This is a genomic window from Spirosoma sp. KUDC1026, assembly GCF_013375035.1.
Lineage (GTDB): Bacteria > Bacteroidota > Bacteroidia > Cytophagales > Spirosomataceae > Spirosoma.
The window spans coordinates 2,562,491-2,587,193 of the sequence record NZ_CP056032.1; the positions used below are offsets into that span (position 1 = coordinate 2,562,491).

The 24,703-nt window shown below is 52.6% G+C and carries 16 protein-coding genes; 12 read left to right on the forward strand and 4 right to left on the reverse strand.

The genetic code is table 11. The annotated features are described in order from the left end of the window. Positions 1-115: 115 nt before the first annotated feature. The 4 genes from HU175_RS10810 (at position 116) to HU175_RS10825 (ending at position 3,568) form a co-directional block, all read left to right on the forward strand. Complete coding sequence (locus tag HU175_RS10810; RefSeq protein ID WP_176566608.1) at positions 116-376, forward strand: hypothetical protein; 261 nt, start codon at positions 116-118, stop codon at positions 374-376. Between the two features lie 777 nt (positions 377-1,153). Beyond that, positions 1,154-1,372 (forward strand): integrase core domain-containing protein, encoded by a 219-nt coding sequence (locus HU175_RS25100; RefSeq protein ID WP_410528599.1) that lies wholly within the window; start codon positions 1,154-1,156, stop codon positions 1,370-1,372. 131 nt (positions 1,373-1,503) lie between these two features. After that, positions 1,504-2,295 (forward strand): DUF2310 family Zn-ribbon-containing protein, encoded by a 792-nt coding sequence (locus HU175_RS10820; RefSeq protein WP_176566609.1) that lies wholly within the window; start codon positions 1,504-1,506, stop codon positions 2,293-2,295. 130 nt (positions 2,296-2,425) lie between these two features. Then, positions 2,426-3,568 carry an acyltransferase family protein gene (locus HU175_RS10825; protein WP_176566610.1) on the forward strand — a complete coding sequence of 381 codons (1,143 nt, stop codon included), beginning with the start codon at positions 2,426-2,428 and terminating at the stop codon, positions 3,566-3,568. Positions 3,569-3,589: 21 nt separating this feature from the next. Here the strand turns inward: HU175_RS10825 and HU175_RS10830 are convergent, their stop codons facing one another. Continuing rightward, the gene (locus HU175_RS10830; RefSeq protein WP_176566611.1) at positions 3,590-4,348 is read right to left on the reverse strand and encodes a glycerophosphodiester phosphodiesterase; all 759 of its coding nucleotides are present in this window, start codon (positions 4,346-4,348) and stop codon (positions 3,590-3,592) included. A 152-nt stretch (positions 4,349-4,500) separates the two neighbouring features. Between HU175_RS10830 and fabG the strand changes: the two genes are divergently transcribed. From fabG to HU175_RS10845, 3 genes are all read left to right on the forward strand, one after another. Beyond that, positions 4,501-5,247: a 3-oxoacyl-[acyl-carrier-protein] reductase gene (fabG, locus tag HU175_RS10835; protein ID WP_176566612.1), complete on the forward strand. Its 747-nt coding sequence runs from the start codon at positions 4,501-4,503 to the stop codon at positions 5,245-5,247. A gap of 106 nt (positions 5,248-5,353) precedes the next feature. Continuing rightward, positions 5,354-7,489, forward strand: a complete 2,136-nt coding sequence (locus HU175_RS10840; protein ID WP_176566613.1) for a VWA domain-containing protein — start codon at positions 5,354-5,356, stop codon at positions 7,487-7,489. A 95-nt stretch (positions 7,490-7,584) separates the two neighbouring features. Continuing rightward, on the forward strand, positions 7,585-9,111 hold the full coding sequence (locus HU175_RS10845; RefSeq protein WP_176566614.1) for a glycine--tRNA ligase: 1,527 nt from the start codon (positions 7,585-7,587) through the stop codon (positions 9,109-9,111). Positions 9,112-9,218: 107 nt separating this feature from the next. Here the strand turns inward: HU175_RS10845 and HU175_RS10850 are convergent, their stop codons facing one another. The 3 genes from HU175_RS10850 to HU175_RS10860 form a co-directional block, all read right to left on the reverse strand. Then, on the reverse strand, positions 9,219-14,021 hold the full coding sequence (locus HU175_RS10850; RefSeq protein WP_176566615.1) for a putative Ig domain-containing protein: 4,803 nt from the start codon (positions 14,019-14,021) through the stop codon (positions 9,219-9,221). Positions 14,022-14,190: 169 nt separating this feature from the next. Continuing rightward, the gene (locus HU175_RS10855) at positions 14,191-14,589 is read right to left on the reverse strand and encodes a LytR/AlgR family response regulator transcription factor (protein ID WP_176566616.1); all 399 of its coding nucleotides are present in this window, start codon (positions 14,587-14,589) and stop codon (positions 14,191-14,193) included. A 252-nt stretch (positions 14,590-14,841) separates the two neighbouring features. Beyond that, positions 14,842-18,813, reverse strand: a complete 3,972-nt coding sequence (locus tag HU175_RS10860) for a hybrid sensor histidine kinase/response regulator transcription factor (protein ID WP_228724395.1) — start codon at positions 18,811-18,813, stop codon at positions 14,842-14,844. 106 nt (positions 18,814-18,919) lie between these two features. On the opposite strand from HU175_RS10860, the gene HU175_RS10865 reads away from it, so the two are divergent. From HU175_RS10865 to HU175_RS10885, 5 genes are all read left to right on the forward strand, one after another. After that, positions 18,920-19,357 (forward strand): SRPBCC family protein, encoded by a 438-nt coding sequence (locus HU175_RS10865; protein WP_176566618.1) that lies wholly within the window; start codon positions 18,920-18,922, stop codon positions 19,355-19,357. 448 nt (positions 19,358-19,805) lie between these two features. After that, entirely contained in the window at positions 19,806-21,050 is a 1,245-nt protein-coding gene (locus tag HU175_RS10870; RefSeq protein ID WP_176566619.1) for a dicarboxylate/amino acid:cation symporter, read from the forward strand. Positions 21,051-21,219: 169 nt separating this feature from the next. Further along, a complete protein-coding gene (locus HU175_RS10875; RefSeq protein ID WP_176566620.1) occupies positions 21,220-22,137 on the forward strand; it encodes an ABC transporter ATP-binding protein in 918 nt (305 codons plus the stop codon). Between the two features lie 33 nt (positions 22,138-22,170). Continuing rightward, complete coding sequence (locus HU175_RS10880; protein WP_176566621.1) at positions 22,171-23,493, forward strand: ABC transporter permease; 1,323 nt, start codon at positions 22,171-22,173, stop codon at positions 23,491-23,493. A gap of 165 nt (positions 23,494-23,658) precedes the next feature. Further along, complete coding sequence (locus HU175_RS10885) at positions 23,659-24,642, forward strand: helix-hairpin-helix domain-containing protein (protein ID WP_176566622.1); 984 nt, start codon at positions 23,659-23,661, stop codon at positions 24,640-24,642. Positions 24,643-24,703: the final 61 nt, after the last annotated feature.

Genomic DNA, 24,703 nt, shown 5'->3' on the forward strand with positions numbered 1-24,703 from the left:
TTATTTGCCCGGTTGAAATTGCGAAAACAGTGACGAACGCTCAGCCAATTATCGACCAGATTGAGACCCTGAACCCGGCGAATGATGCCGAGATGACCGGGATTGACGCGCAGGTATGGCACTACGTATATGGAAAGGATACCGTACCACCGTTACCGGCTATCCCCGTTACACACGCTCGCGCGACGTATTAAAAGCGATTCGACCCGCTAGTTTTCTGGTGAAAATTGAGAACTGGGAAAAGTTTACGGCCGTCTATGGCTGTTTTATATTGCCGGATGGGACCCTTGCCGATTTTGACTCCGGACAGGGTACTACTGAGGAACTGGCTGAACTGCACGTCATTCTTCAGGGTATTGCTTACAGCCGTACGTGACCGGAGATTATTAATTTACGAACAGATTGGACGGCTACAGCCGGGCGCGGTGCCCTGGAGTTAAGCTGGCTCAAGAAAATGGAGACCAATCCTTGGCATGATCGGGCAGCCTTCTCCTGAATTGAGTCTCGACGACAATGCTGGCTTTTAAGTGTCAGCCGGGCAGGCCTAGCCTATGAGCCTGTCACGGCCGATGAACAGACCTTACAGATCATGCGTTGGCTCGATGAGTGGTATAATATAGAGCATCCTGAACTGGGCCATCGGCACCTTGTGGTACTCCTGAAGCAGGAGGGCTGGGCAATAAATAGCAAGTGTACGCCGGTTAATAGCCTTGATGGGGCTGGAAACGCAGTCGCTTCGGCAATCCGATCCCTAAGTCCAATTTGTCGAAGTCGGGTGTACCCTGATACCGTTTTTTTATCCGCTGAGAGACTTAGTTATTCATAGTGTTCATCAGGTCCAGGCCACCGCACAGGTGGCCTAGCGATATTACGTATATTCCGATGCCCAGAGGCTTTTTTTATGAGATGGCCATCTTGAAGTTGCGCAGCCGCTATGTCTTGCATTGGGAGCTGAGTAACACGATCGAAGCCGATTGGTGCGTAGCCACATTACAGAAAAGTCTATAATAATGGGGGGTAGGCCTAGGTCTTCAATACGGATCAGGCCGGGCGGCCGCTACCGCAACCAGTTCTCCAGTGTGATTTTGTTGCCGTGCTATAAGGCCATCAAATTACCATTAGTTGGGACAGTAAGGAACGAGCCTTAGACAACATCTATTGTACAGAACGCTTCTGGCGGACGTTAAAATGCGAGGATGTGTACCTGCGGAACTACCAAACTGGTGGCGAGTTACGGGTAGGTTTAGCCAAGTATTTCCAATATTACAAGCACCAACGACCTCATCAATCGCTGGTCTATCGTACATCAGCTGTGATACTAATGGAAGGGAAAGAAAATAACATACATCTGTCAACTAATCATTTCGTTTAGCTGAATGGTGGTATAGAGAATGGTTACACTATATTGACCCGGTTAAATCATTGCACAGTGATGAACGTTCAATTAATTATCACCCTGATTAACCGGGAATCGCTACCTTCTATTGACCCTATTGCCAGACCATGTTCACGTTTGATTTGCTTGTCAACCTAACCAACCTCAGCTTCGATAACATTCAGTATGAGATTGAGAATTTGTTGATTTATTTAGGCAGTAATAGCCAGATCATTGAGCAAAAGCACCAATATATCCTGGACGACAATCGCCTGAGAATACCAGTTACTTGCCCTCAAGAGAATTCCCTGGCTGCCCAGTATAGCCATCGATTTGCTCTTCATTGCCTGGAACAGTTACAAATCAAAACACAGGCCCCGCTGGACATTCGGCCCACCGGTCGAGCCGCTGATAAGTCAGATTATCAGGTTCCGGTTGACTCAAGTAACTATATTCTTTACGGGGGCGGTTTTTCACCGGTTGTATGTGGTGATACCTATCGGCCCATTCCCCTATACCTGTTTCCCCCGCTGAATTCAGAGACTAATTCTTATCAGGACCTAAACTACTGGCATTACGCTTATCAGAGTCTGGATGATTTATGGCTGCTCTATGACTATGGGGAGCGATTTGCCCTAAGGCAGCTTCAACAAGTAGGCTCGCCCTTTGCTCAGCAGGGGCGAAACTTATGCCAGCAAATTGAGCAACTTACCGGTAAACCAACCTACTACTTTTTAGACAATCGGCGCAGCTGGAGCGAAACCCAGGATAGGGCTTGGAAATGTCCCCTGACCGGCAAGGAGTGGCTGATTGAGGGCAGTACCTTCAATGACTTTATTGGGTTTAAATGTGAGGAGTCTCGCTTGGTTTCTGAGTTGTCCAGCATGGTGCGTACTCGTGCCGCTCGCCCCAAAAAATAGGTTAAACGTCGAAAAATTTGACGAACTGTTACCATAAGGCAGGCAGGGATTATACCAAGCGTTCCTGAGATTTCAGTTGGCTTTGTTCCGTTATTTGTTGATACTTTTAGGAATACCTGCCTCTCCGACTATGACCTCCGAATTAACGTCTACTCGTATCCCATCGCAGAAAATTTACTATCTCGACACGATCAAACTCCTGCTTACGGGACTGGTGATCCTGCATCATACCATGATTGCCTATGGCGCACCAGGTGGCTGGTACTTCAAGGAGTCAACGGCTAGTCTACCCGCCAAATTGGTGCTAACGGTTTTTGTGGCCGCTAATCAGTCCTTTTTTATGGGCATGTTTTTTATGCTGTCGGCCTATTTCGTCGGGCCGTCTTACGAGCGAAAAGGAGCGGCTACCTTCGTTATTGATCGGCTGAAACGACTGGGAATTCCGCTGCTGATTTACTCGTTCGTGCTGGCGACGATCATGAATTTTCTGGTGTACCGATATGGCCAGCACCATGAGGTTACGTTCTGGCAATTCGTAAATGGCTACGATGGCTGGATTTCGCCGGGTGTCATGTGGTTTGTGGAAGCGCTGCTGTTGTTTACGCTGATTTACGTGGCGATACGGCAAGTGTCTTTGCTACGTTTCAGCCTGAAATGTCCCGGAACCGGAACCATTCTGCTGGGCGCGGTAGTGCTGGGCCTGATCAGCTTTTTAGTCCGGATTGTGTTTCCGGTAGGTTGGGTGTGGGAGCCTTTTGGCTTTCAATTTGCGCACTTCCCGCAATACGTTGCGCTGTTTGGGGTAGGAATACTGGCGCAGCAGAATAACTGGTTCGACCAACTGTCGCAGGAGCAGGGTCGTTTTTTTGGTCGGCTTGCTGTGACGCTGGCATTTCTTGTTTTTCCGCTGATGGTTTTGGCCGCCGTAGCGTTCAAAATTACCGCCACCAGTATGAGCGATGGCTGGAGCGTTCAATCATTTCTCTATAGTATCTGGGAGCAACTGACGGGTATCTCGATTATTGTAGCCCTGCTCTGGACGGGAAAACAGAAATGGAACTACACAACCCCCCGCCTGACGAAGGCTTCCCGTTACGCCTTCGCTATGTATGTATTTCATCCACTGGTTGTTATTTCGCTGACGCTTCTCTTGAGTAGCCTGTCATTCGAACCGCTTATCAAACTAGTAATAGCTGCCCCGCTGGCTCTACTCGGCTCGTACGGACTTGCTGCGTTGATCGTGCGGAGCCCGGGGGCAAAGCAACTTTTCTGAGGACCAGGCCCGGCGTAATCGTTATTTCCCCTCTTTCATAACTTCAGATACTTTATCCGTTCCGATAATGTCAACGCCTAATTTTTTCAACTGTTTCAAGGCGTTCGCGTTAGGGGGGACGTTCGACAGCCGGAAAGGTTTGTTGGAACTGTGGGCGCGTTTGAGTACCCGTTTGAGCTTGTCCTGATCGGCTTCGGGCATTTTGCCTTCGCCGTTCCACTGGGAATAGGAGTCAAAATTGTCGCTGATCATAGCTACTTTAACCAGCGTTTCCTCGTCGTAAATTTCACTCGGACGTCCGTCGAATTGCAGGAGTGCCGACTGATCGAGAAAGGATTCAATTTTTGGTCGGTTACCGCTGATGATAATCTGAACGGCGTTGGGATTCGCGGTTCGGTTGAATAGCATTACGTTCTGCTGAAGTTGATCGACCAGGGCGGTAAGAACGGCTTCCTGGTTGTCTTTTACGTCGAGTACTAAACCAAACGTGTATCGCCGGTCCGGGCTGACGTAGCCATCATGCTGGGCAAACAAACGTCTAATGGGAGAAAGGTAGAGTGAGTCAAGGGTAGGAGCCGGCGTACCGGGTTGCGGTTTCGTGGACGAAATGACAAGTTTGTCGTTCTGCAGCCAGACATCGGCTTCGATAAAATCGGCTTTCTGTTCGTAAGCTGTTATGAATGGTCTGGGCTGGCGATGATCGTCCTGCGCCAGAATTTTCTGAGCAACGGCCGCCGAAAAAGGAAACAGGAATGAAAGAAGCAGGACCAGATAGCGCATGATGGGGAGCTTAGTTTTGGACAAAGTAACACAGCTTCGGGGCGAAAGCAAAAGAAACGCATACCTTGTCGTTTAGCCCTAAAGCGTTATTTTTGACGCTTCTAGTTTTTATCAATAGTCGGCCAATATAGAGGGCCGACAATAAGCTAACAATGGATTTATTAAAAGGAAAAGTTGCGCTGATTACGGGCGCATCGCGGGGCATCGGTCGGGCAATGGCCCTGAAATTTGCGCAGGAGGGCGCGACGGTCGCTTTTACGTATCTGTCGAGCGTTGAGAAAGGCCAGGCGCTGGAAGACGAACTGCGGGCGTTTGGTGGTGAAGCCAAAGGCTACCGGTCGGATGCGTCGGACTATAAAGCGGCCGAAGAACTGATCAACCAAGTAATTACTGACTTTGGTAAACTGGACGTATTGATCAATAACGCCGGGATTACCAAAGACGGGCTCTTGATGCGGATGACCGAAGAACAATGGGATTCGGTTATTAACGTTAACTTAAAGTCGGTCTTTAACCTGACGAAAGCAGCCACGAAATCCATGATGAAAGCTCGGGCCGGATCGATCATTAACCTGACGTCGGTGGTGGGTATTCGGGGTAACGCGGGTCAGGCGAACTACGCAGCGTCGAAAGCTGGTATTATTGGCTTTACCAAATCCGTGGCGCTGGAGCTGGGGTCGCGGAATATTCGCTCCAACGCCATCGCTCCTGGTTTTATTGAAACAGAAATGACCGGCGAAGTCAACGAAAAAGCCGTTGAAGAATGGAAACAGTCGATCCCGATGAAACGGGGCGGCCTGCCCGAAGACGTAGCCAACTGCGCTGTTTTCCTCGCATCCGACATGTCGGCTTATATCACCGGCCAGGTACTGCAGGTAGACGGTGGAATGTTAACCTAGAAGGGAGAAAGGAGGAAAGGGGGGAAGGAGAAAGGCGTTGAATAGTGCACTGTCCGCTGGTTTTCCTTTCCTCCTTTCCTTCCCCTCCTCCTTCCTCCTTGTCTTTATGAACATAATTTTTCAATCGTCTCCCTGGTGGATTCTGGTTTGTTTGCTGGTCGGAGCGCTGTATGCGTACATCATGTATCAGCCGCTGCCGTTACCGGGCATGTCGTCGGCGAACGGCAGTGGAGATACTGTTGGTGGCATCGATAAACGAACGTCCTACGGGCTGGCTGCCTTGCGGTTTGTTGTCGTCAGTCTGCTCTGTTTCCTGCTGCTGAACCCGCTGATCCGCAGTATTCAGACACTAACCGAGAAACCAACGGTTGTACTGGCGATTGATAATTCAGAGTCCGTAGCGGCTGCCGGACGTCCGGCGTTAAACAAGGCGCTGACAAATCTGCAGCAGCTCCAGCAAAAACTGAGTGAAAAAGGACTGGACGTAGCGGTACGTAACTTCGGTGATTCGCTAAGTAATGCCGATCTGACTCAGATTCCCTTTACCCAGCGAACAACAGACTTGTCAGGGCTTCTGTCCCGTATCCGGTCGGATTACGAAGGACGCAACCTGACGGACGTGGTCCTGGTGTCTGACGGCATTTTTAACCAGGGCGTATCACCCACGTTTGGTCAGTATCCATTCGCCGTCCAGACGATTGGATTAGGCGACACTATTCCTAAAAAAGACATTCAACTCAAAGGCGTCATCGCCAACCGGATTGCTTACCTGGGTAACCAGTTTCCGGTGCAGGCGGAAGTGATCAGTAACGGTTTTCAGGGCCGTACAGCTACCGTCGTATTACGGCAGAATGGAAAAGAGCTGGGTCGCCAAGCTGTCAGTTTTGGTCAGAACGATACGTTCAACCAGCTAACCTTCCAGACCACGGCGACGCAGAAAGGCGTTCAGCATTACGTCGTCGAAATCCTGCCGCAGCCGGGCGAATTCAGCACCCAAAACAATCGCCAGGACGTGTACCTGGATGTCATTGACGGACGAGAGAAAGTGCTGTTGCTGGCGCTGACCCCGCACCCCGACGTAAAAGCGCTACGTAGTATTCTGGAGAAAAACGAGAACTACGAGGTGGACGTCCGGACGATAACCGGTGCTTCCGACCAAACACCTCCGGCCGAAAAAGCGTACGACCTGATCATCCTGCACCAGATTCCGGACAATAGTGGACTCAGCTCGGCGCTGGTACAGCGTTATCTGGCAAAGAACACGCCCATACTGTTCGTACTGGGAAATCAATCGGCGCTGGGCCCGTTCAATGCGTCAAACTCCATCGTTCAGATTGCCGGGCAGCCTGGTCAGAGCGACAAAGTAACGGGTGTATTAAATCCATCCTTCAAGCAACTTAACCTTGATCCGACCCGATTTGAGATATTGAGCAAGCTGCCACCTATGCTGGCTACGTACGGCGAATATCGGTTGCAACCGGGGAGTGAGGTTGTTTTGTGGCAGCAGATCGGTAGCGTGCGCACAACCAAGCCGCTGCTTGCGTTGAACGTAACGAGCCCCCGAAAAACAGCCGTGCTGGCTGGTGAAGGCCTATGGGCGTGGCGTCAGGAGGAATTTGCCCTGACCGAAAAGCAGGAGGTCGTTGACGAACTAATCCAGAAAGTTATCCAACTGATTTCCGTAAAGGAGGACCGGCGTAAGCTGCGGGTCTACCCAATCCGGAATGAGTTTGTAGCGGGCGAGAAGGTGATTTTCGAAACTGAAATCTACAACGACATCTACGAGCGGTTGTATGACAAACCCGTCCGGCTTGACATTACCGATGAGCGCGGCATCATCCGTAACTTCAATTATACCCCCACCGCCGAAAACAGCCGCTTTGAAATCAGTCGTCTGCCCCAGGGCGCGTATCAGTTCAAGGCCAGCATCGCTGCGAGTCCCGGCGGAAAAGCCGAACAGGCATCAGGTCAGTTTGTGGTCCGTGATCTACAGCTCGAAGCGCTGAACACAACCGCCGATCATGGTCTGCTCCGTCAACTGGCTCAGCAGACGGGTGGTCAGTTTTACAGCGCCGACCGCCTTGACGCGCTGGTAAACAGCCTGACGACGAAGCCCCATCCTGCCCGGCTGAGCAGTACCGAAGAGATGAACGAAATCATCAACTGGCGCTGGCTATTCTTCGTCGTGCTGGCTTTCGTAACGATCGAATGGGCGCTGCGGAAGTTTTACGGAGGATATTAATAACGCTTCTTTTTTAAGATCACCCTAACTTCTGAGGCCAGTAACCTACTGACGTGTCGGTTAATCCGGTCACTATTGTATTTTTGCCTTCACGTATGAATACTACTCAAACACCGGCTACGGGTACTCCGGCAGCCTCGCTTCAGGACATCATTTCCCACGCCAAAGAATATGGCTTTGTGTTCCCGTCATCTGAAATCTATGATGGTCTACAGGCCGTGTACGACTACGGTCAGAATGGCGTTGAGCTGAAAAATAACCTTAAAACGCTGTGGTGGAAAGCCATGACGCAACTCAACGATAATGTCGTTGGAATCGATGCATCCATCTTTATGCACCCGCTGACGTGGAAAGCATCCGGGCACGTTGACTCGTTCAACGACCCGATGATTGACAACCGCGATTCGAAAAAACGGTACCGTGCTGACCAACTCATCGAAGGCAAAGCTGAACAGTATGAACTGGCGGGCGATACCGAACGGGGGCAGGCACTACGTAACGAACTGGGACGGTTGCAGAGCGCTGACGATATGGAAGGGCTACGTAACCTGATTATCGCTGAGGGCATTAAGGACCCAATTTCAGGCACTGATAACTGGACCGAAGTTCGTCAGTTCAACCTGATGTTCTCAACGCAGGTAGGTTCGGTGGCAGAAGATGCCAGCCTGATTTATCTCCGTCCTGAAACGGCGCAGGGTATTTTCGTTAATTTCCTGAACGTCCAGAAAACCGGTCGGATGAAGGTGCCGTTTGGGATTGCTCAGATTGGTAAGGCGTTTCGTAACGAGATTGTGGCCCGTCAGTTCACGTTCCGGATGCGCGAGTTCGAACAGATGGAAATGCAGTTCTTCGTACGGCCTGGTTCCGAGATGGAGTGGTACGAACGCTGGCGCGATACGCGGATGAAGTTCCACCAGGCGCTGGGTCTTCCCGCCGAAAAACTCAAATTTCACATCCACGAGAAACTGGCGCACTACGCCAATGCCGCTGTGGACATTGAGTATCAGTTTCCCTTTGGTTTTCGCGAGATGGAAGGGATTCACTCGCGGACGGATTTTGACCTGAAGTCGCACCAGGAGCTGAGCCGCAAAAAACAACAATATTTCGACAATGACGTCGATCCGGCAACGGGTAAACCTTACGGTAACTACATTCCGTACGTTGTAGAAACCTCCGTTGGAGCCGATCGGTTGTTCCTGGCGGTATTCTGCAATGCGTTCACGAAGGAAGTTGTGCGGTCCGGCGTTCCGGGTGAAGGTGATCAGCAGAAGGAGCGTACGTATCTAAAGCTACATCCGGCGCTGGCACCGATCAAAGCGGCCGTATTCCCGCTGGTGCGGAAAGACGGACTGCCCGAAAAAGCCGAGCAGATCGTGAAGAGTCTGCGGTCGGAATTCCGGGTGATTTATGAGGAGCGCGACGCTATTGGTAAACGCTATACCCGTCAGGACCTGATCGGTACGCCGTTCTGTATCGCCGTTGATTACCAGACGCTGGAAGATGATACCGTCACCATTCGTTACCGTGATACGACTGAGCAGATACGTATCCCCATCAGCGAATTGAAAGCCCGTATCGGTCAGGAAGTATCGATGGAGCGCGTACTGGAACAGATGTACTAGTTTAGACGTACTGGTGTTCCGGCTTCGCTAAGAAAATATCAGCCTTTACATAACAGAAACGCCCGACCAAATCTGGTCGGGCGTTTCTGTTAGTTGAGTAATCCGAATTAATCGGCTTTGATCACTTTCACCGTTTGGGCCTGCGTTGGCGTCGTAGCCCGTAGCAACAGAATACCACGTTGCTGACGGTTCACATCGAACGTATGCCGTTCAACCGAACCCGCCTGCTCAATCTGGCGGGTGTCGATTACCCGGCCGCTCATGTCCGTTAGTTGCAGATGTAATACCTGATCAACTGCACCACGAACTTCAACCGAAACCTGGCCGTTGGCCGATGGGTTACCTAGCAGATTTACCTGCAGTGTCTCCTCCTTAACGGCAACACGCGCGTTCGGGGTTGAACAAGCGGCCAGCCAGTTGTAGACGAAGCTGGTTTCTGTTCCGGCCTGACTGGCACGCAGGGTGACGACCGGGTTGTCGGTGTATAACCGCAGCGAGTAAGGACCAGCGCTGGTGGTTGGCGATAGCTCGTTCTGCACTGCGAAGGTAACCGGCTGACCCGTTAGGCCCGTGTACTGGGGGGTGAAGGTCAACTGCCGTGAGCCCGCCGTCAGGGTAGCGCAGCTGATGGTGGTCACCCCCGTGATAGCAAAGGGTGCCGTTGGGTTGGCCGATACGCTCACACTGGCCGTCTGGGTGATGGTCTGCGGGGTTGGCGTAGTGGCATCAGCCACGGTGACGGTGAAGGTCTGCAGACCCGTGGGCAGGCCGGTGACGGTGGCGCTGTTGCCACTGACGGTGATAGTACCTGGTCCGCTGAAGGTGTAGCTGAAAGGAGCCGTCCCGCCCGTGACCGTTGCCAGCAGGTTCACCGACCCAGCCGCTGTTACCTGGGTCGGTACTGCCGTCAGCGTCAAGGCTAATGGCTGATTGACCGGCGGAGTCGTTCCGTTGCAGGCAGCCAGCCAGTTGTAGACGAAGCTGGTTTCTGTTCCGGCCTGACTGGCGCGCAGGGTGACGACCGGGTTGTCGGTGTATAACCGCAACGAGTAAGGACCAGCACTGGTGGTTGGCGATAGCTCGTTCTGCACTGCGAAGGTAACCGGCTGACCCGTCAGGCCCGTATACTGGGGGGTGAAGGTTAACTGCCGCGAACCCGCCGTCAGGGTAGCGCAGCTGATGGTAGTCACCCCCGTGATGGCAAAGGGTGCCGTTGACGTTGCCGATACGCTCACGCTGGCCGTCTGGGTGATGGTCTGACGGGTTGGTGAGGTGGCATCAGCCACGGTGACGGTGAAGGTCTGCAGGCCCGTGGGCAGGCCGGTGACGGTGGCGCTGTTGCCACTGACAGTGATGGTTCCTGGTCCGCTGAAGGTGTAGCTGAAGGGAGCCGTCCCGCCCGTGACCGTTGCCAGCAGGTTCACCGAGCCAGTCGCTGTTACCTGCGTCGGTACTGCCGTCAGCGTCAAGGCCAGTGGCTGACTGGCCGGCGGGGTCGTGCCGTTGCAGATGGCTAGCCAGTTGTAGACGAAGCTGGTTTCTGTTCCGGCCTGACTGGCACGCAGGGTGACGACCGGGTTGTCGGTGTATAACCGCAGCGAGTAGGGACCAGCACTGGTGGTTGGCGATAGCTCATTCTGCACTGCGAAGGTAACCGGCTGCCCCGTCAGACCCGTATACTGGGGGGTGAAGGTCAACTGCCGCGAACCCGCCGTCAGGGTAGCGCAGCTGATGGTGGTTACCCCCGTGATGGCAAAGGGTGCCGTTGGGTTGGCCGATACGCTCACGCTGGCCGTCTGGGTGATGGTCTGCGGGGTTGGCGTAGTGGCATCAGCCACGGTGACGGTGAAGGTCTGCAGACCCGTGGGCAGACCGGTGATGGTGGCGCTGTTGCCACTGACGGTGATGGTACCTGGTCCGCTGAAGGTGTAGCTGAAGGGAGCCGTCCCGCCCGTGACCGTTGCCAGCAGGTTCACCGAGCCAGCCGCTGTTACCTGGGTTGGCACTGCCGTCAGCGTCAGCGCTAATGGCGTAACAGGGCCTACCAGACTTGCCAGGTTGAACCGGGCCGCGATTGGGTAGTGATCTGAAGTCGTATTAACGTAGTTCGGAATTGTGCCGGGTTGCAGTACATAAGCTGAGTTGCCTACGTATGCCGCGTTCAGTTCATTCGATACGGTCAGATGGTCAATGAAGCTGGCTGACGAGGCAAAGGTGTTGCAACCCTGCGTTTCGAGAGGCTGGGTCAGAACGCTGTAGTTCGTTGCATCGGCAATGATCGACGTGTACGACGATGGGCGACCGGCCGCAATCGAGGTGTTGATCTGGTCGTTGTAATCACCCAAGATGACCAGGTTCTCGGTCGAATAATTTGCGTCGAGTTCTGCTTTCAGGTCATCGATATCCTGTTTCCGACGGTTATAGTCAGCCACCGCGCTGCCCGATTTTGCGTGAATGGCAACCGTGTGAATTTTCCGCGTAATGCCGTTGATCGTTACGTTGGCTACAAACATGAATGGCAGACGTCCCGACGACCAGTTGTTGTCTGCTGGGTAGTTGTATTTCCCGTCCAGCAGCGGTTTGGTTTCGGCCAGAATTGGCGTAACGGTTGCCGTGTTATACACTACACAAACTTTCTGCGCCAGCGACGTTGGACCGAAAACGGTACCATTTGATGGGGTCTGATCGCATTCGTTCTGGAAGTAGTACGAGAAACGGTTCGAACAGATGTAACTGTAACTGCCAGGTATGGCTGCCACAGCGGCCTGTAACCGGTTTATGTCACTTACTTCTTCAACGGCAATAATATCGGCTGATAGTTTACCTAGTACGGTTGTCGCGTTGGTTTGTTGTAACTCTTCGTTGGTCGGGCCGAAATTGTTGTAGGGCAGGTTCCCCTGCGGACAAGCGATGACTCCGGCATTGGCCCCGAAGAATTCCATGTTCCAGGCCGCAATGTCCAGCGTCTGATCGCGGTTCAGTTCCGTACCGCCGGTACCTCCGCACAATTGATCTGTAGCCGCCGTAGCACCCGAAATGTCGGACAGAATACGCGGTTGCAGTTGCAGACCATTCGCGCCTGCTGTCGTTGCGCCCGACACGAACCGGTCGCTGATTCCCGTTACACTTACCGGATTCGCTGGGCGACCGGCGTTAGCCAGTGGCGAGTTTGCGCTGATACGTAGCGTTCCCGACTGCCCTCCGGCGGTGATCGTGTAGTTCGTGCCGCCCGTAAACGTAGCGCCTGTGCCGCTGATGGTGGCGTCAGAAACCCTAACCAACTGCCCCTGGTAGTTGGGCAGCTGATCCAGCGTAATAACTTTGGGGGCTGGTACATCCCCGCCCGACACAGCCGTAAATCCGGTTACGCCGTTAACCTCAAGAGCCCCGTTAAAGACTGAAATTGGTCCGCTGACCTGCACCAGATCGCCCAGTTGAACAACTCCTGAATAGTCGGTTCCGGAAGCCCCGCTGTACACCAGAATCCCACCGGTTTCATCCTGCACGTAGAATTGCCGCGAACCAAGCTGATTCGTTACGGTTACCCGACCCATAATGGTAAAGATCTGGCCAATGCCCAGCCGGGCTGCAGCGATGGGCGTAAAGCGCGAATTAACAGTCAGGGTAAAGCTAGTGCTGATCGACAGACTGCCAGGGTCGGTAGCCGTAATTGTGATCGGATACACGCCCGTCGTACTCACGGCACCACTTACCGTTCCGTTCGTAAATGTGAGACCGGCTGGCAATCCGGATGCGGTCAGTGTCAGAACATCACCGTTCGGATCGCTGAACGTATTAGCAGGAATCGTATAACTGAACGCCTGTCCTTCTACTGCCGTCTGGTTTGGAATGGCGTTGGCCACCGTTGGCGGCTGATTTGTTGTTGGAGCCGGATTAACCGTAAACGAGAAGGCCGTGCTGACAGACGCATTACCCGGATCCGTCGCCGTTACCGTTACGGACGAAACGCCAGCCATGGTAGGCGTTCCACCAAATGTGCCGTTGGTAAACGTAATACCGGCTGGCAAACCCGATGCGGTGAGCGTCAGGGTTTCGTTTTCCGGATCGGTAAACGTATTAGCTGGAACAGTGTACGAAAAAGGCAGACCTACCGTAGCCGACTGACCGGGAATGGCATTGGCTACCGTTGGTGCTTGGTTCGGACCGGCAGTGCCGCTGGTTACGTCGCTCCAGGTTGTGCCTACGCGAATATAATCTACGCGAACGGTTGGGGCTGCCGTCCCGCCCCCCTGGCGGAGCGCAATAGTACCTACGGTCGACAGGTCGCTGGCCGTAGTAGATGTTTGCGTCACGGTAGCCGTGGGTTCGGTTTGGCCGACGACTGGTTGAATGAACAGCTCCGCCGTATCGTTATTGCTACCCGCAACAATAGTGTATTTCAGGACAACCAGGTACGTCGTGTTAAAACTATAGGGAGTTGTCGCGTACGTTGGTGCATCATTGGTTTTGCTGATGCCAAACTGAAAACCGCCCGTTGCGCTTTTGACGTACAGTCGGGAAGCAAATGTGCTGCCGATGGTGGCCCCCCCAAAATGGAAGAAATAATCACCGGTTGCCTGCGCGGCCGATACGTTAACAAGCATCGACGCATAAACCGATCCACTCGTCTGTGGGGTAAACGCCCGGTTGACGTCTTCTCCCGATGTAGTGAGCGACGCCGAACCGCCCGATGTGCTCAACCCGGAGTAGGTCAGGTTGGGTGCGGACGCGTTGATTGTGTTTGTGCCGGCTCCACTGTGGGCCGCCCAGCCCTGCAGCGTAAGCGAGTAGGGCAATGTGGTCGCGCCAAAATCTTCGGTCAGTAGCTGCGCCTGCGCCGTGCCGAACGACACCAGAAAAGCCGCAGTGAGCCAGGACCAGAAGTTGGCTAAACGTAGTTGTTGATTCATGAAAAATAGGATTAGTTATTTATCAGCAAAGCTACAACCTATCTGTATTTTGTCATTAGAAAGTGAGTAAGAATAAGACAGATATAACATGAAAAGCCCTGACCAGTCGACTGGTCAGGGCTTTTGAATACGGGCGTAAATTTGAGCTATAAGAAGTAGGGTATATCGGTTAATTAAGATGGGGCATGTTGTGGGCCAATTGCCGACGAACCGTGCTCCAGCGCCGACGCGACACCGGCAGCACTTCGCCGTTGGACAGGTGAACTAGGCCACCCGTGTCTGTACGCTCCAGCCGCTCTACGTACTGGCGATTGACAACGCAGTTACGGTGTAATCGGATGAACCACTCGGAGGGTAGTTTGGGTGCGTAATATTTCAACGTGCGAGGCATCAGCATACGGCGGCCATCGACCCAGTTTAACCAGCTGTAGTTGGCGACTGCCTGGAGGTAAACCAGGTCCTCAACCGGAAACGACTGCCGTCCACTCTCGCGCAGATAAAGTTTGAGTGGGGGCCAGTCAACCGGTGTAGTCCTGTCCGATGAACTGGCAGAAGAAAAGTAGGTCATGGTGCTTAATTTAAGATGTAGTTATGAGGAAAGAACCCAATGAGCTAGTTGATCATTTTGTCAATACAATAGTGGAAATAATATATTTTATGGTCTTTCTCTGGTGTAACAATGGCTATAAAATTTGTAACATTAGTTGTGAATGAATCTATTGGGTAGGTGAATGCGCTCTACAGCGATGCGAATGGAGGAGCTTACAAACGATGTATGATACTCGTTTTATAGCTACATTAAAAAATGAAAAGGGAAGGATCAAGCCATTTCCCGACGACGCTGTTCGATAAATTCAGAGGGCGTCATACGGTAATAGTCCTTGAAGACTTTGGAGAAATAAGCCGGGGTATCGAAACCAACCCGGTCGGCCACTTCAGCAATAGGAGCCCCGGTCATTAGCAAGTCGGCTGCCCGGTGCAGCCGGACAACGCGGATTAGTTCGTTAGGCGTAATGCCCGTCATGGTCTTTACTTTCCGGTTCAGGTGCATTCGACTAATGCCCAGTTCGCTCGCCAGTGACTCGACCCCGAAGCTGGAATCGTCGAGCTTATTTTCCAGAATGGCGTACATCCGATTTACGAACTCGTCTTCCGGCGAAGTACCGACAATGGGTAAATGCCCTTCGCGCAGGAGCTGGCTCCGATAGTATTGCTGCGCCCGTTGCTGCTGATTCAGTCGGTTAAGAACCCGACTCCGTAATTCCTCGGCCCGGAATGGTTTTTCGATGTAATCATCTGCCCCCGCCTGAAACCCTTCCAGCCGACTTTCTTCGGCGGTGCGGGCCGTTAGCAGTATAACAGGAATATGACTGGTAGCCGGGTTTGCCTTGAGCGCAGTACAGAGCTCGTAACCGTTCATTTCCGGCATCAACACGTCGCTGATAACCAGATCCGGCGCTGTGCTGAGAGCCGCTTCCATACCTTCTCGTCCATTGGTGACCCGGTTTACCGACCAGTCGGTTTTGAGAATACTCTGTACGTACTCGGCAATATCGTTGTTGTCCTCAACGAGCAGAATACTGAAGCTGGCTTCTGAACCAGACTTTGGTACCGGAGGCTGGACCGCATCGGGCAAGGGAAGAGACGTAGTATCCGTGGACTGCGCCGGACGATATGGAAGTTCAATAAAGAAAGTAGTGCCCGTACCGGGAACGCTATCGACGCGGATGGACCCGTGCAGCACATCCACTAGCTCCTTAACCAGCGCCAGCCCGATACCCGATCCGCCCGGATGGTTCGCACTGGCCGGTTTACCCTGATAAAATCGGTTGAAGATTTGAACCAGTTCTTTTTCGGAAATTCCCACGCCTGTATCCTGAATACGTAACAGAATTCGTTCGTCTACAGGGCCAGACGGTTCTTGAGATGAATTCGAGGCAATTTTGCTCAGTGTTACGGCGATGGAACCGCCCGCTTCCGTAAATTTCAGTGCATTGGAAACCAGGTTGGTGAGGATCTTGTCCAGCTTGCTTGCATCAAACCAGTACTGCTCATGGGTAAGCTGGTTTTGAACCCATAAATCAATTGCCTGTCGTCGGGCAGTTTCCTGAAACGACTGGACAATCCGATCGACGAACTCCGGTAGATTGCCGACAGTATTGGTAACGGCCAGAGTTCCAGCGTCCAGTTTTGCCAGATCGAGGAGTTCGTTGATTAGCCGGAGAAGGCGATTGGCGTTTCGGTGAACCAAGCGGAGCCGGTTGCGGTGTGTTTCGTCGCCAATTTGGTTCATCACCTCCTCCAGCGGGGCCAGGATTAATGTAAGCGGGGTGCGAAATTCATGCGTAATGTTGGCGAAAAAGCGGTTCTTAACCTCGTTCAGATTCTTGAGCTGCAGGGCTTCCTGCTCGCGCAGTTCAATCTGACTCCTGAGTCGGATCCGGTTCAGCCGGATGCGGAGGTAGAGATAAATAGCACCGATCAGCAGAAGGGTGTAGCCTGCAAATGCCCACCAGGTTGCCCAGAAAGGCGGATGGAGGTCAATAGCCAGTTTATGGGTAACCGGGCTCCAGATACCGGATGTATTAGACGCGTTGACGACGAATGTGTAGGTATTAGGCGACAAATTGGTGTACGTAGCCGTCGGATAATTGCTGCCGTACACCCAGTCCTTATCAAGCCCAATGAGCCGGTAGCGATACTGGATTTTACCGGGTTGATTAAACTGAAGGGCCGCAAAGTCAAAAGCCAGAAAGTTCTGCCAGTGAGCCAGACTAATGTTCGTAACGGCATTGATATCTTCCCGGATGGGAGAATCCGGGTTCGTTGCCCGAACCAGCTGATTGTTGATGTGCAGACCTGTCAGCACAACATTGGGAGCAAAGGTATCTTCCTGAATACGCTCCGGATGGAAACTCGTATAACCGTCAAGGCCGCCAAAAATCAGCTTACCGTCGGGTAAGGCGATGTCATGAAACTGATTAAACTCATCGCTCGGCAGTCCATCATCAACTGTGTAGGTGCAGGAAGCCGACGTCTGGGTCATAAAGCGGCAAAGTCCCCGGTTGGTGCTGAGCCAGAGGTTCCCTTTCCGGTCGGGACGAATACCGTAAATAACGTTGCCGGGTAGCCCTTCTTTTACGCCAAATCGGGTAATTTGCCCCGTGAGTTTATCCAGACGGCAGAGCCCTCCGCCAAACGTACCGATCCAGAGGTGATTATATTTTACCGGGTCCTGGGCCAGACACAGAAGCGCATTGCTGGGTAGTGAGCGCGCACCAGCATCGGTAGCTGACCAGTTGCTTAGTCGTTTGGTAGACAGCTCCGCCTGCAGCAAACCATGGTTTTTGGTAGCCAGATAGATCCGGCCGCCGTCGGCCACCATTGCCTGCACAACGTACGGATTGTTGGCAGGCAGGGGCAACGGGAACGTAGTAAACGCTTGCCGATCGGGGTTGTAACGAGCAACGGCCTGGTTTTCTGAGCCAACCAGCCCCCAGATGTCACCCTGGGGGTCGGAAGCCAGCATGGTCAGCCGGAACGTACTGTTCGCTAACCAGCGAGCTTCAATCCCGGCGGGCTTCACCGGCTCAAACGTTTTTCGGCTGGCATTGTAGCGATAGGGATGCGTATCGGGTCCGCCAATCCAGAGCGTATTTTGTCGGTCAAACTGGTACCGGGTCAGGAACGGATTCTGTTGCCGAATCGCAACGGGGATGCTACTGATGGGAACGCCAAACTGCTGTGTGAGCCAGGTCGTCTGGAAGTTCGTTTCGTACGCCCAGGACGCAAACGGCCGTTTCGTCATGTCATACTTCACGATACCGTCGCCGTTCAGACCAATCCAGCGTACGTTAGAGCGGTCAACCAGGAGGGAGAGAATAGAAAAACGAGCGAGTTTTGGGTCGGCTGGAAGCAGGCTGAGCCCCTCTTCATCGGTGTACTTATACTGATTGACGTAGTCGACCCCCTGTGAGTCTCGGGTAAAAACGATCGGTGATCTGGACGAGACAGGAAGCGGGATGTTCCGTCTTACCCGCCCCAACGATGGGTCAAAAACGGCAACCTGCGTCGGGAAACCCAGCAGGAGTTCTCCATTGGCCCGCTCGTGCAGGGTCAATACGTTATTTTGCGGCAGTCCCTGTGCAATTCGGTAGCCGGTAAACTTGCCCGATTTAGGTTCGTACCGAAACAGACCATCGTTGGCCGCCAGCCAGAGGTCACCCTGTTTGTCGAGCAGAAGTTTATGTAATACCCGCTGGGCGACATCTCCCTGGCCTGGCCAGAAATGCTGGCTGATCTGACCATTTGGATGCAGCCGAAAAAACCCGTTCGTTTGTGTGGCTACCCAGACATTCCCCTGCTGATCGGGCTGAATGCTAACAATGGCGGCCCGGTCCAGTGCTTTCCGGAAGGCGACTGAGTTAGACACCCGCGTGGCCTGGGTCGTGACCGGATCAAAACGATCAATGCTGTTTGTTTCGGTTTGTATCCAGAGTTGCCCCACCTGATCTTCTTTGATACTGGAAATGCTGCTGAACGAAATAGATGAGGTCTGCTGCGGATCATGCGTGAAAATCTGGAACCGAGTGCCATCGTACCGGCAGAGTCCGTCGCGGGTGGCCATCCAGATAAATCCCTGCCGGTCCTGTACGATCGCGTTCACCGTCCCCTGGGGTAGACCATTGCGGACAGTAATGTATTCAGGACTGGGAACAGTTGCCAGAGTCGGCGTAATCTGGCAGGAGAAGACAAGAGCAAGCAGGCCAACAAACCGGCTGACCTGTCTCACATACTGCGTCCGCCATGTACCTGAGCAGGAACATAGGAAGCGTTCAATAGTTGTCTCTCTTATTGACCTATGCATTTATTTCATTCGTTCGCAAGCCGCCTTTCCTATGCATCTCGTTCTAAAAACAAAGGTTAACCAACCGCTTCCTGTTGTCTGGGCGGGTTTCGACCGGACGTTGTTCGGCCAGCTTAATCCACCGTTTCCGCCCGTTAAGGTGAAGCGGTTTGATGGTTGTCAGCAGGGCGATATTGTGCAGATAGAACTTAACTTTCTTCTTTTTCGACAGGATTGGGTGAGCCAAATCGTTGATCAGCAAACAACCGATTCCGAAATTTACTTTGTCGACCAGGGTGTTCGTTTGCCCTTTTTTCTGGCCCGCTGGCACCATCGGCACCGGCTGTTACGCGACCCATCGGGCACCACCGTCATCGTGGACGATATTCACTTCCGCACTCCCTTCTTGCTCGCCGATTTCCTGTTCTACCCGATTATGTGGCTGCTGTTTGCGTACCGCAAGCCAGTTTACCGTCGAATATTTAAGTAAAAATACGAACAGGTTTCCTATAGACTAGCAACACGTAAAAAAGTAATGGTACGGGGAGGAGTGTGAGGTATGGGTCGAAGGATAGTGGGGGTAGGAACTTTCGTTTTTTGATTCATCGGGGACTATACGTGTGGAGCAGCTAAGTGACGAAGTCTCTTGAAAAAAGGATTTTAGCTTACTTCTGCGGAGATAAACTGGAAATACCTAAAGGCGAGAGCAGCCGGGTTGGTATGCTGGAACAACCTGGCCAGCCAGATCGGGGAAAATTCGCTGATAGACTCGTGATTTCTTGCTCTGTTTGATGGGCCAGACGAACGCCTGAGCAGTTTGGGCCAGCACTATATTTTGCCAGAGGTCGTGTGGACAGTACAGCAAGTCTGCAGGAGGGTGCTTTTTGAAGTGATCACTTTACGTTACTTTTGTCAGTACCGTCACTTAATCTGACTGCATGAAACTTCCCAACCTGACAACTCGAATTTTCCTGGGCATGGTGCTCGGTATCCTCATCGGATACTTTTTTCCGGCTACCGACTCGGGCTTTTCCGGGACCGATCTGAACATCCTGTCCAAGATCTTTTTGCGGCTGATCAAAATGATTATTGGACCGCTGGTGTTTTCAACGCTTGTTGTTGGGATTGCTAAACTCGGCGATTTTGGAGCCGTGGGTCGTATTGGCCTGAAAACATTGGCGTATTTCTACTTCGCCACCATTCTGTCACTCATCGTTGGTTTGCTGGTTGTCAACATCATGAAACCCGGTGAGGTCATGAGTCTGCCGCTTCCAGCCGCTGGCACCGACACGGGTATCGAAGTCAAGAAAATGTCCTTCGAAAACTTCATTGCGCACATTTTCCCGACCAGCTTTGCCGAATCACTGGCTACTAACGAAATTCTTCAGATCGTCGTTTTTAGTATTTTCTTCGGGGTGGCCGTTGGCGCTATCGGCGCCCAGGGAAAAGTCATGATTAAAGCGCTGGACGCCCTGTCGCACGTGATGTTCAAAGTGACCAGCTACGTCATGGGTTTTGCTCCATTTGGCGTACTAGGTGCTATTGCAGCCGTGGTAGCGCAGCAGGGACTCGGTATCCTGACTGGCTACGCGTACCTGATTCTCTGCTTCTTCGGTGGTCTGCTTTTCTTTTTGTTCGCCGTTCTGTCAGCCATTTGTCTGGTAGTTGGAATCCCTTACATGGCCTTACTTCGGGAGATTAAGGACGCGGTAGTCCTGTCGTTCAGCACCGCCAGTTCCGAAGCGTCGTTTCCCCAGACGATTGAAGCGTTACGCCGTTTTGGCTGTTCGGAGCGGATTATCTCTTTTGTACTGCCGCTGGGGTATTCGTTCAACCTCGATGGTTCGATGCTGTACATGACCTTCGCTACGGCGTTCATCGCCCAGGCCTACCACGTACCACTCAGCTTTGAGCAGCAGATAACCATGATGCTAACACTGATGATTACCTCGAAAGGTGTAGCGGGCGTTCCCCGGGCTTCACTGGTGATCATTGCCGGTACGATGTCGATGTTCAACCTGCCGATCGAAGGGCTGGCGTTGCTGCTGGGGATTGACCAGGTGCTCGACATGGGACGTAGTGCAACCAGCGTAGCTGGTAATGCCGTGGCTACCTGCGTTATTTCCAAGTGGGAAGGCGAGTTCCGGACCGAGCCCGTCGAGACGGAAGATGCAGTTGTCTGACGTAGCAAGCTCTAAAGAACGAACAAACAAAAAAGCCATGGCCAACCTGTCATGGCTTTTTGCCATTTATGGACGCCGGGGGCTGCTCATCCGAAATTTGGTTGGCACGACACCAACAAAACCCGTAGGTTTGGGCTCGCCTAAACGCTCAAACTAACACCTCTCTAGAATGAATATTCTTGAAACGCATCACATTGTCAAACAGTATGCCGAGCACCGGGCGCTGGACAATGTGAGCCTGTCCGTACCGCAGGGCAGTATTTTTGGTTTGCTTGGTCCCAACGGTGCCGGTAAAACGTCGCTTATCCGGATTATTAACCAGATCACCGCTCCTGATTCGGGCGATGTTTTGCTGGCGGGCGAACGTCTGAATCCCGGTCATATCAAGCGTATTGGCTACCTGCCCGAAGAGCGAGGGCTATACAAGAAAATGAAAGTTGGGGAGCAACTGCTCTATCTGGCGCAGTTGAAAGGGCTGACCGAAAAACAGGCGATGGACAAACTGAAAATCTGGTTTGTCAAATTCGACATCAAGACCTGGTGGTCGAAAAACGTCGAAGACCTGTCGAAGGGGATGCAGCAGAAGGTGCAGTTCGTGGCCACGGTGATGCACGAGCCTGATCTGGTGATTCTGGACGAACCTTTTTCCGGCTTTGACCCGATCAACGCCAACCTGATCAAAGACGAGATTCTGGAACTCCGCGCCAAGGGGAAAACGATTATTTTCTCAACCCACCGCATGGAGTCTGTTGAGGAACTCTGCGATCACATCGCGCTCATCAACCGATCTCACAAAGTACTGGACGGACCCAAGCGCACAATTAAGGAGCAGTTCAAAACGCACACGTATCACGTTGAATACCAAGGCTCACTGGCGATGCTCCCGCCAGCCTTCGAGGTGCTAAAAACCGTACCAACAGAAGACCCAACGTTCTTACGTTCCGACATTCGCATTCCCGCTGACGCGGCCGTCAACGACCTGATCCGGCACCTGCTCGACCGGGTAGCCATTCGTTCGTTTGGTGAGAATATTCCGAGCATGAATGACATTTTCATTCAAGCCGTTGGCGAAGTGCCTACTACCTAAACCCAATCAAACCGGTCTATCCGGCTCCTCACAATGAGAACAATTTTTCTTATTATCAAACGCGAATATCTGGTCCGGGTACGGAAGAAGTCGTTCATTATTATGACGATTCTGGGGCCGCTGTTGATTTTCGGTTTTTACGCGACGATCTTTTGGGCCGCCATCAGCTCCGTCAATCAGAAGAAAGTAGCCGTGCTGGACGAAAGCGGCCGGTTCGTCAATCAGTTCAAAAACGATGACGAAACGATCTATACATACCCGAAAAATCCGCTGCCGTCGGCTAAGAAAACATTCGTGAAAGACGGCTTCGACGCGCTGGTCTACATCCCGGCGAACGTGATCGAAAAGCCTAAGTCCGTACAGATCTTCGCCGAAAAAAGCGTGAGTTTATCACTGCAGAACAAGATTGAGCGGGCTATTTCAAAAGAAATCGAGCAGATCAAACTGCGGGAAGCCGGTATTACGCAGAAGATTATCGAAGACGCCAAGATCAACGTCGACGCACAGACGATCAGCATGAGCGCTGAGGGCGAACGGAACAGCAACGCTACGGCAACGACTATTATTGGGGGCGTCTGCGCTATGTTGATTTATATCTCGGTGCTGATTTACGGTACACAGGTGATGCGGGGAGTTATGGAGGAAAAAAGCAACCGGATTGTAGAGGTCATCATTTCGTCGGTGAAGCCATTTCAGCTGATGATGGGCAAAATTATCGGGGTTGCTCTGGTGGGCCTGACACAGTTTTTGCTCTGGATTGTGCTGACCGTTGGCCTGATGACTGTCGGGTCGCAGTTGATGGGGCAAACCCAGTCTGCCCAGTCAGCCATGGCGACCCGGATGGGTGGCATGCCCGGGCAGGCTGACGTACAGCAGAAGCTGGCGACGGCCGACAACCCCATTGCCGACTTCTTTCAGGCGGTCGAAACCCTCAACGTGCCGTTGATCGTTGGCTGCTTTCTGTTCTATTTCTTAGGTGGGTACCTGCTTTACAGTGCCCTGTTTGGGGCGGTAGGGGCGGCCGTCGATAACGAGACGGAGACCCAGCAGTTTATGTTTCCGATTACAATTCCGATCATTGCCGCCATTGCTTTCTCGCAGTTTGTCGTGCGCGACCCCGACGGACCGCTGGCGTTTTGGACGTCGATGGTCCCGCTGACGTCGCCCATCGTGATGATGGTTCGGATTCCGTTTGGTGTACCCGTCTGGGAGTTAGCACTGTCGATGCTCTTGCTGGTGCTGGGCTTTGTAGGAACCATCTGGCTGGCAGGACGTATTTACCGCGTTGGTATTCTGATGTACGGCAAAAAGATTACGTACCGTGAATTATCGAAATGGCTCTTTTATAAAGCCTGATAGAACACATATAATTAGTAGAGAACAGGAGTCGGGCATTTTTGTCCGACTCCTGCTTTTTCTACCGCTTACGAAATGTAACGTAACGAATTATGGTGATTAGTTGACAGATGAAGAAGCCGGATGTAGTTTACCGGCCAACCGTAACTACATCCTCAAAATCAAATGCTTTCTCGTTTTCAATCGCTGGTACGCGACTATTTTGGCCTGTCGCACCGGGAGGTGCGTGGCTTTCTCGTCTTACTCCTGCTCATTGTTTTCTGTCTGCTGATTCCGTTCGCGTACCGGTTTCTGGTGACTTCAGAGCCCGCCGACACGTCGCTGACCGATCAGCGCAAGCTGGATAGCTTGGTCGCGTTGATGAAAACGGAGGAGGCAAAACAACCCGCTTTCGGCGCCCGTGAGCAGGAGAAAACAACCACCGAACGGTTCAGCGAACCTAAACTTTTCGCCTTTGATCCGAACACGGCCAGCGTAGCCGACTGGCAGCAACTGGGCCTGCCGCGCTGGATGGCCGAACGTATCGAGAAATACCGAAACAAAGGCGGTACTTTTCGCCGGAAAGAAGATCTGCTCAAGATTTATGATTTCCCCGCTGAACTGTATGACCAACTGGAGCCGTACATCACGCTGAAATCGGCATCACCGGCCGATTACGGAAACGCTCACACGGGCCGTCGGCCAGCGTTCGATAGGGACGAAGAACGGGTTGCTAATCGACCCGCCTACACGGAACGCTACGTTAAGCCTGCCCTTCAACCCTTCGACATCAACACTGCCGACACGGCTCAGTTGATTGCCCTGAAAGGCATTGGTGTTACGTTAGCCAGCCGGATTGTTAAATACCGCGATGCCCTGGGCGGATTCTACTCGACCGAACAGTTTCGGGAAGTGTATGGCCTGGACTCGCTGGCGTTGGGGGAATTAACTAAGTTCGGTAAAATTCAGACAGCGGCCCGGAAGGTGGCGATCAATACGGCCAGTGCCGAAGAACTCGACCGGTTCCCCTTTCTATCGCGTCGGCAGGCGCAGACTATCGTGAGCTACCGGGAACAGCATGGCGCTTACACCTCTGCCGACGCCCTGAAGCCGATCCGGCTGCTGGACGCGAAAACCATCGAGAAACTGACACCTTACATCAGCTTTTAAAACTGCAGGGTAGGTTTGACAGGATTACAGGATTATCCATAAGGTCCTGTAATCCTGTCAA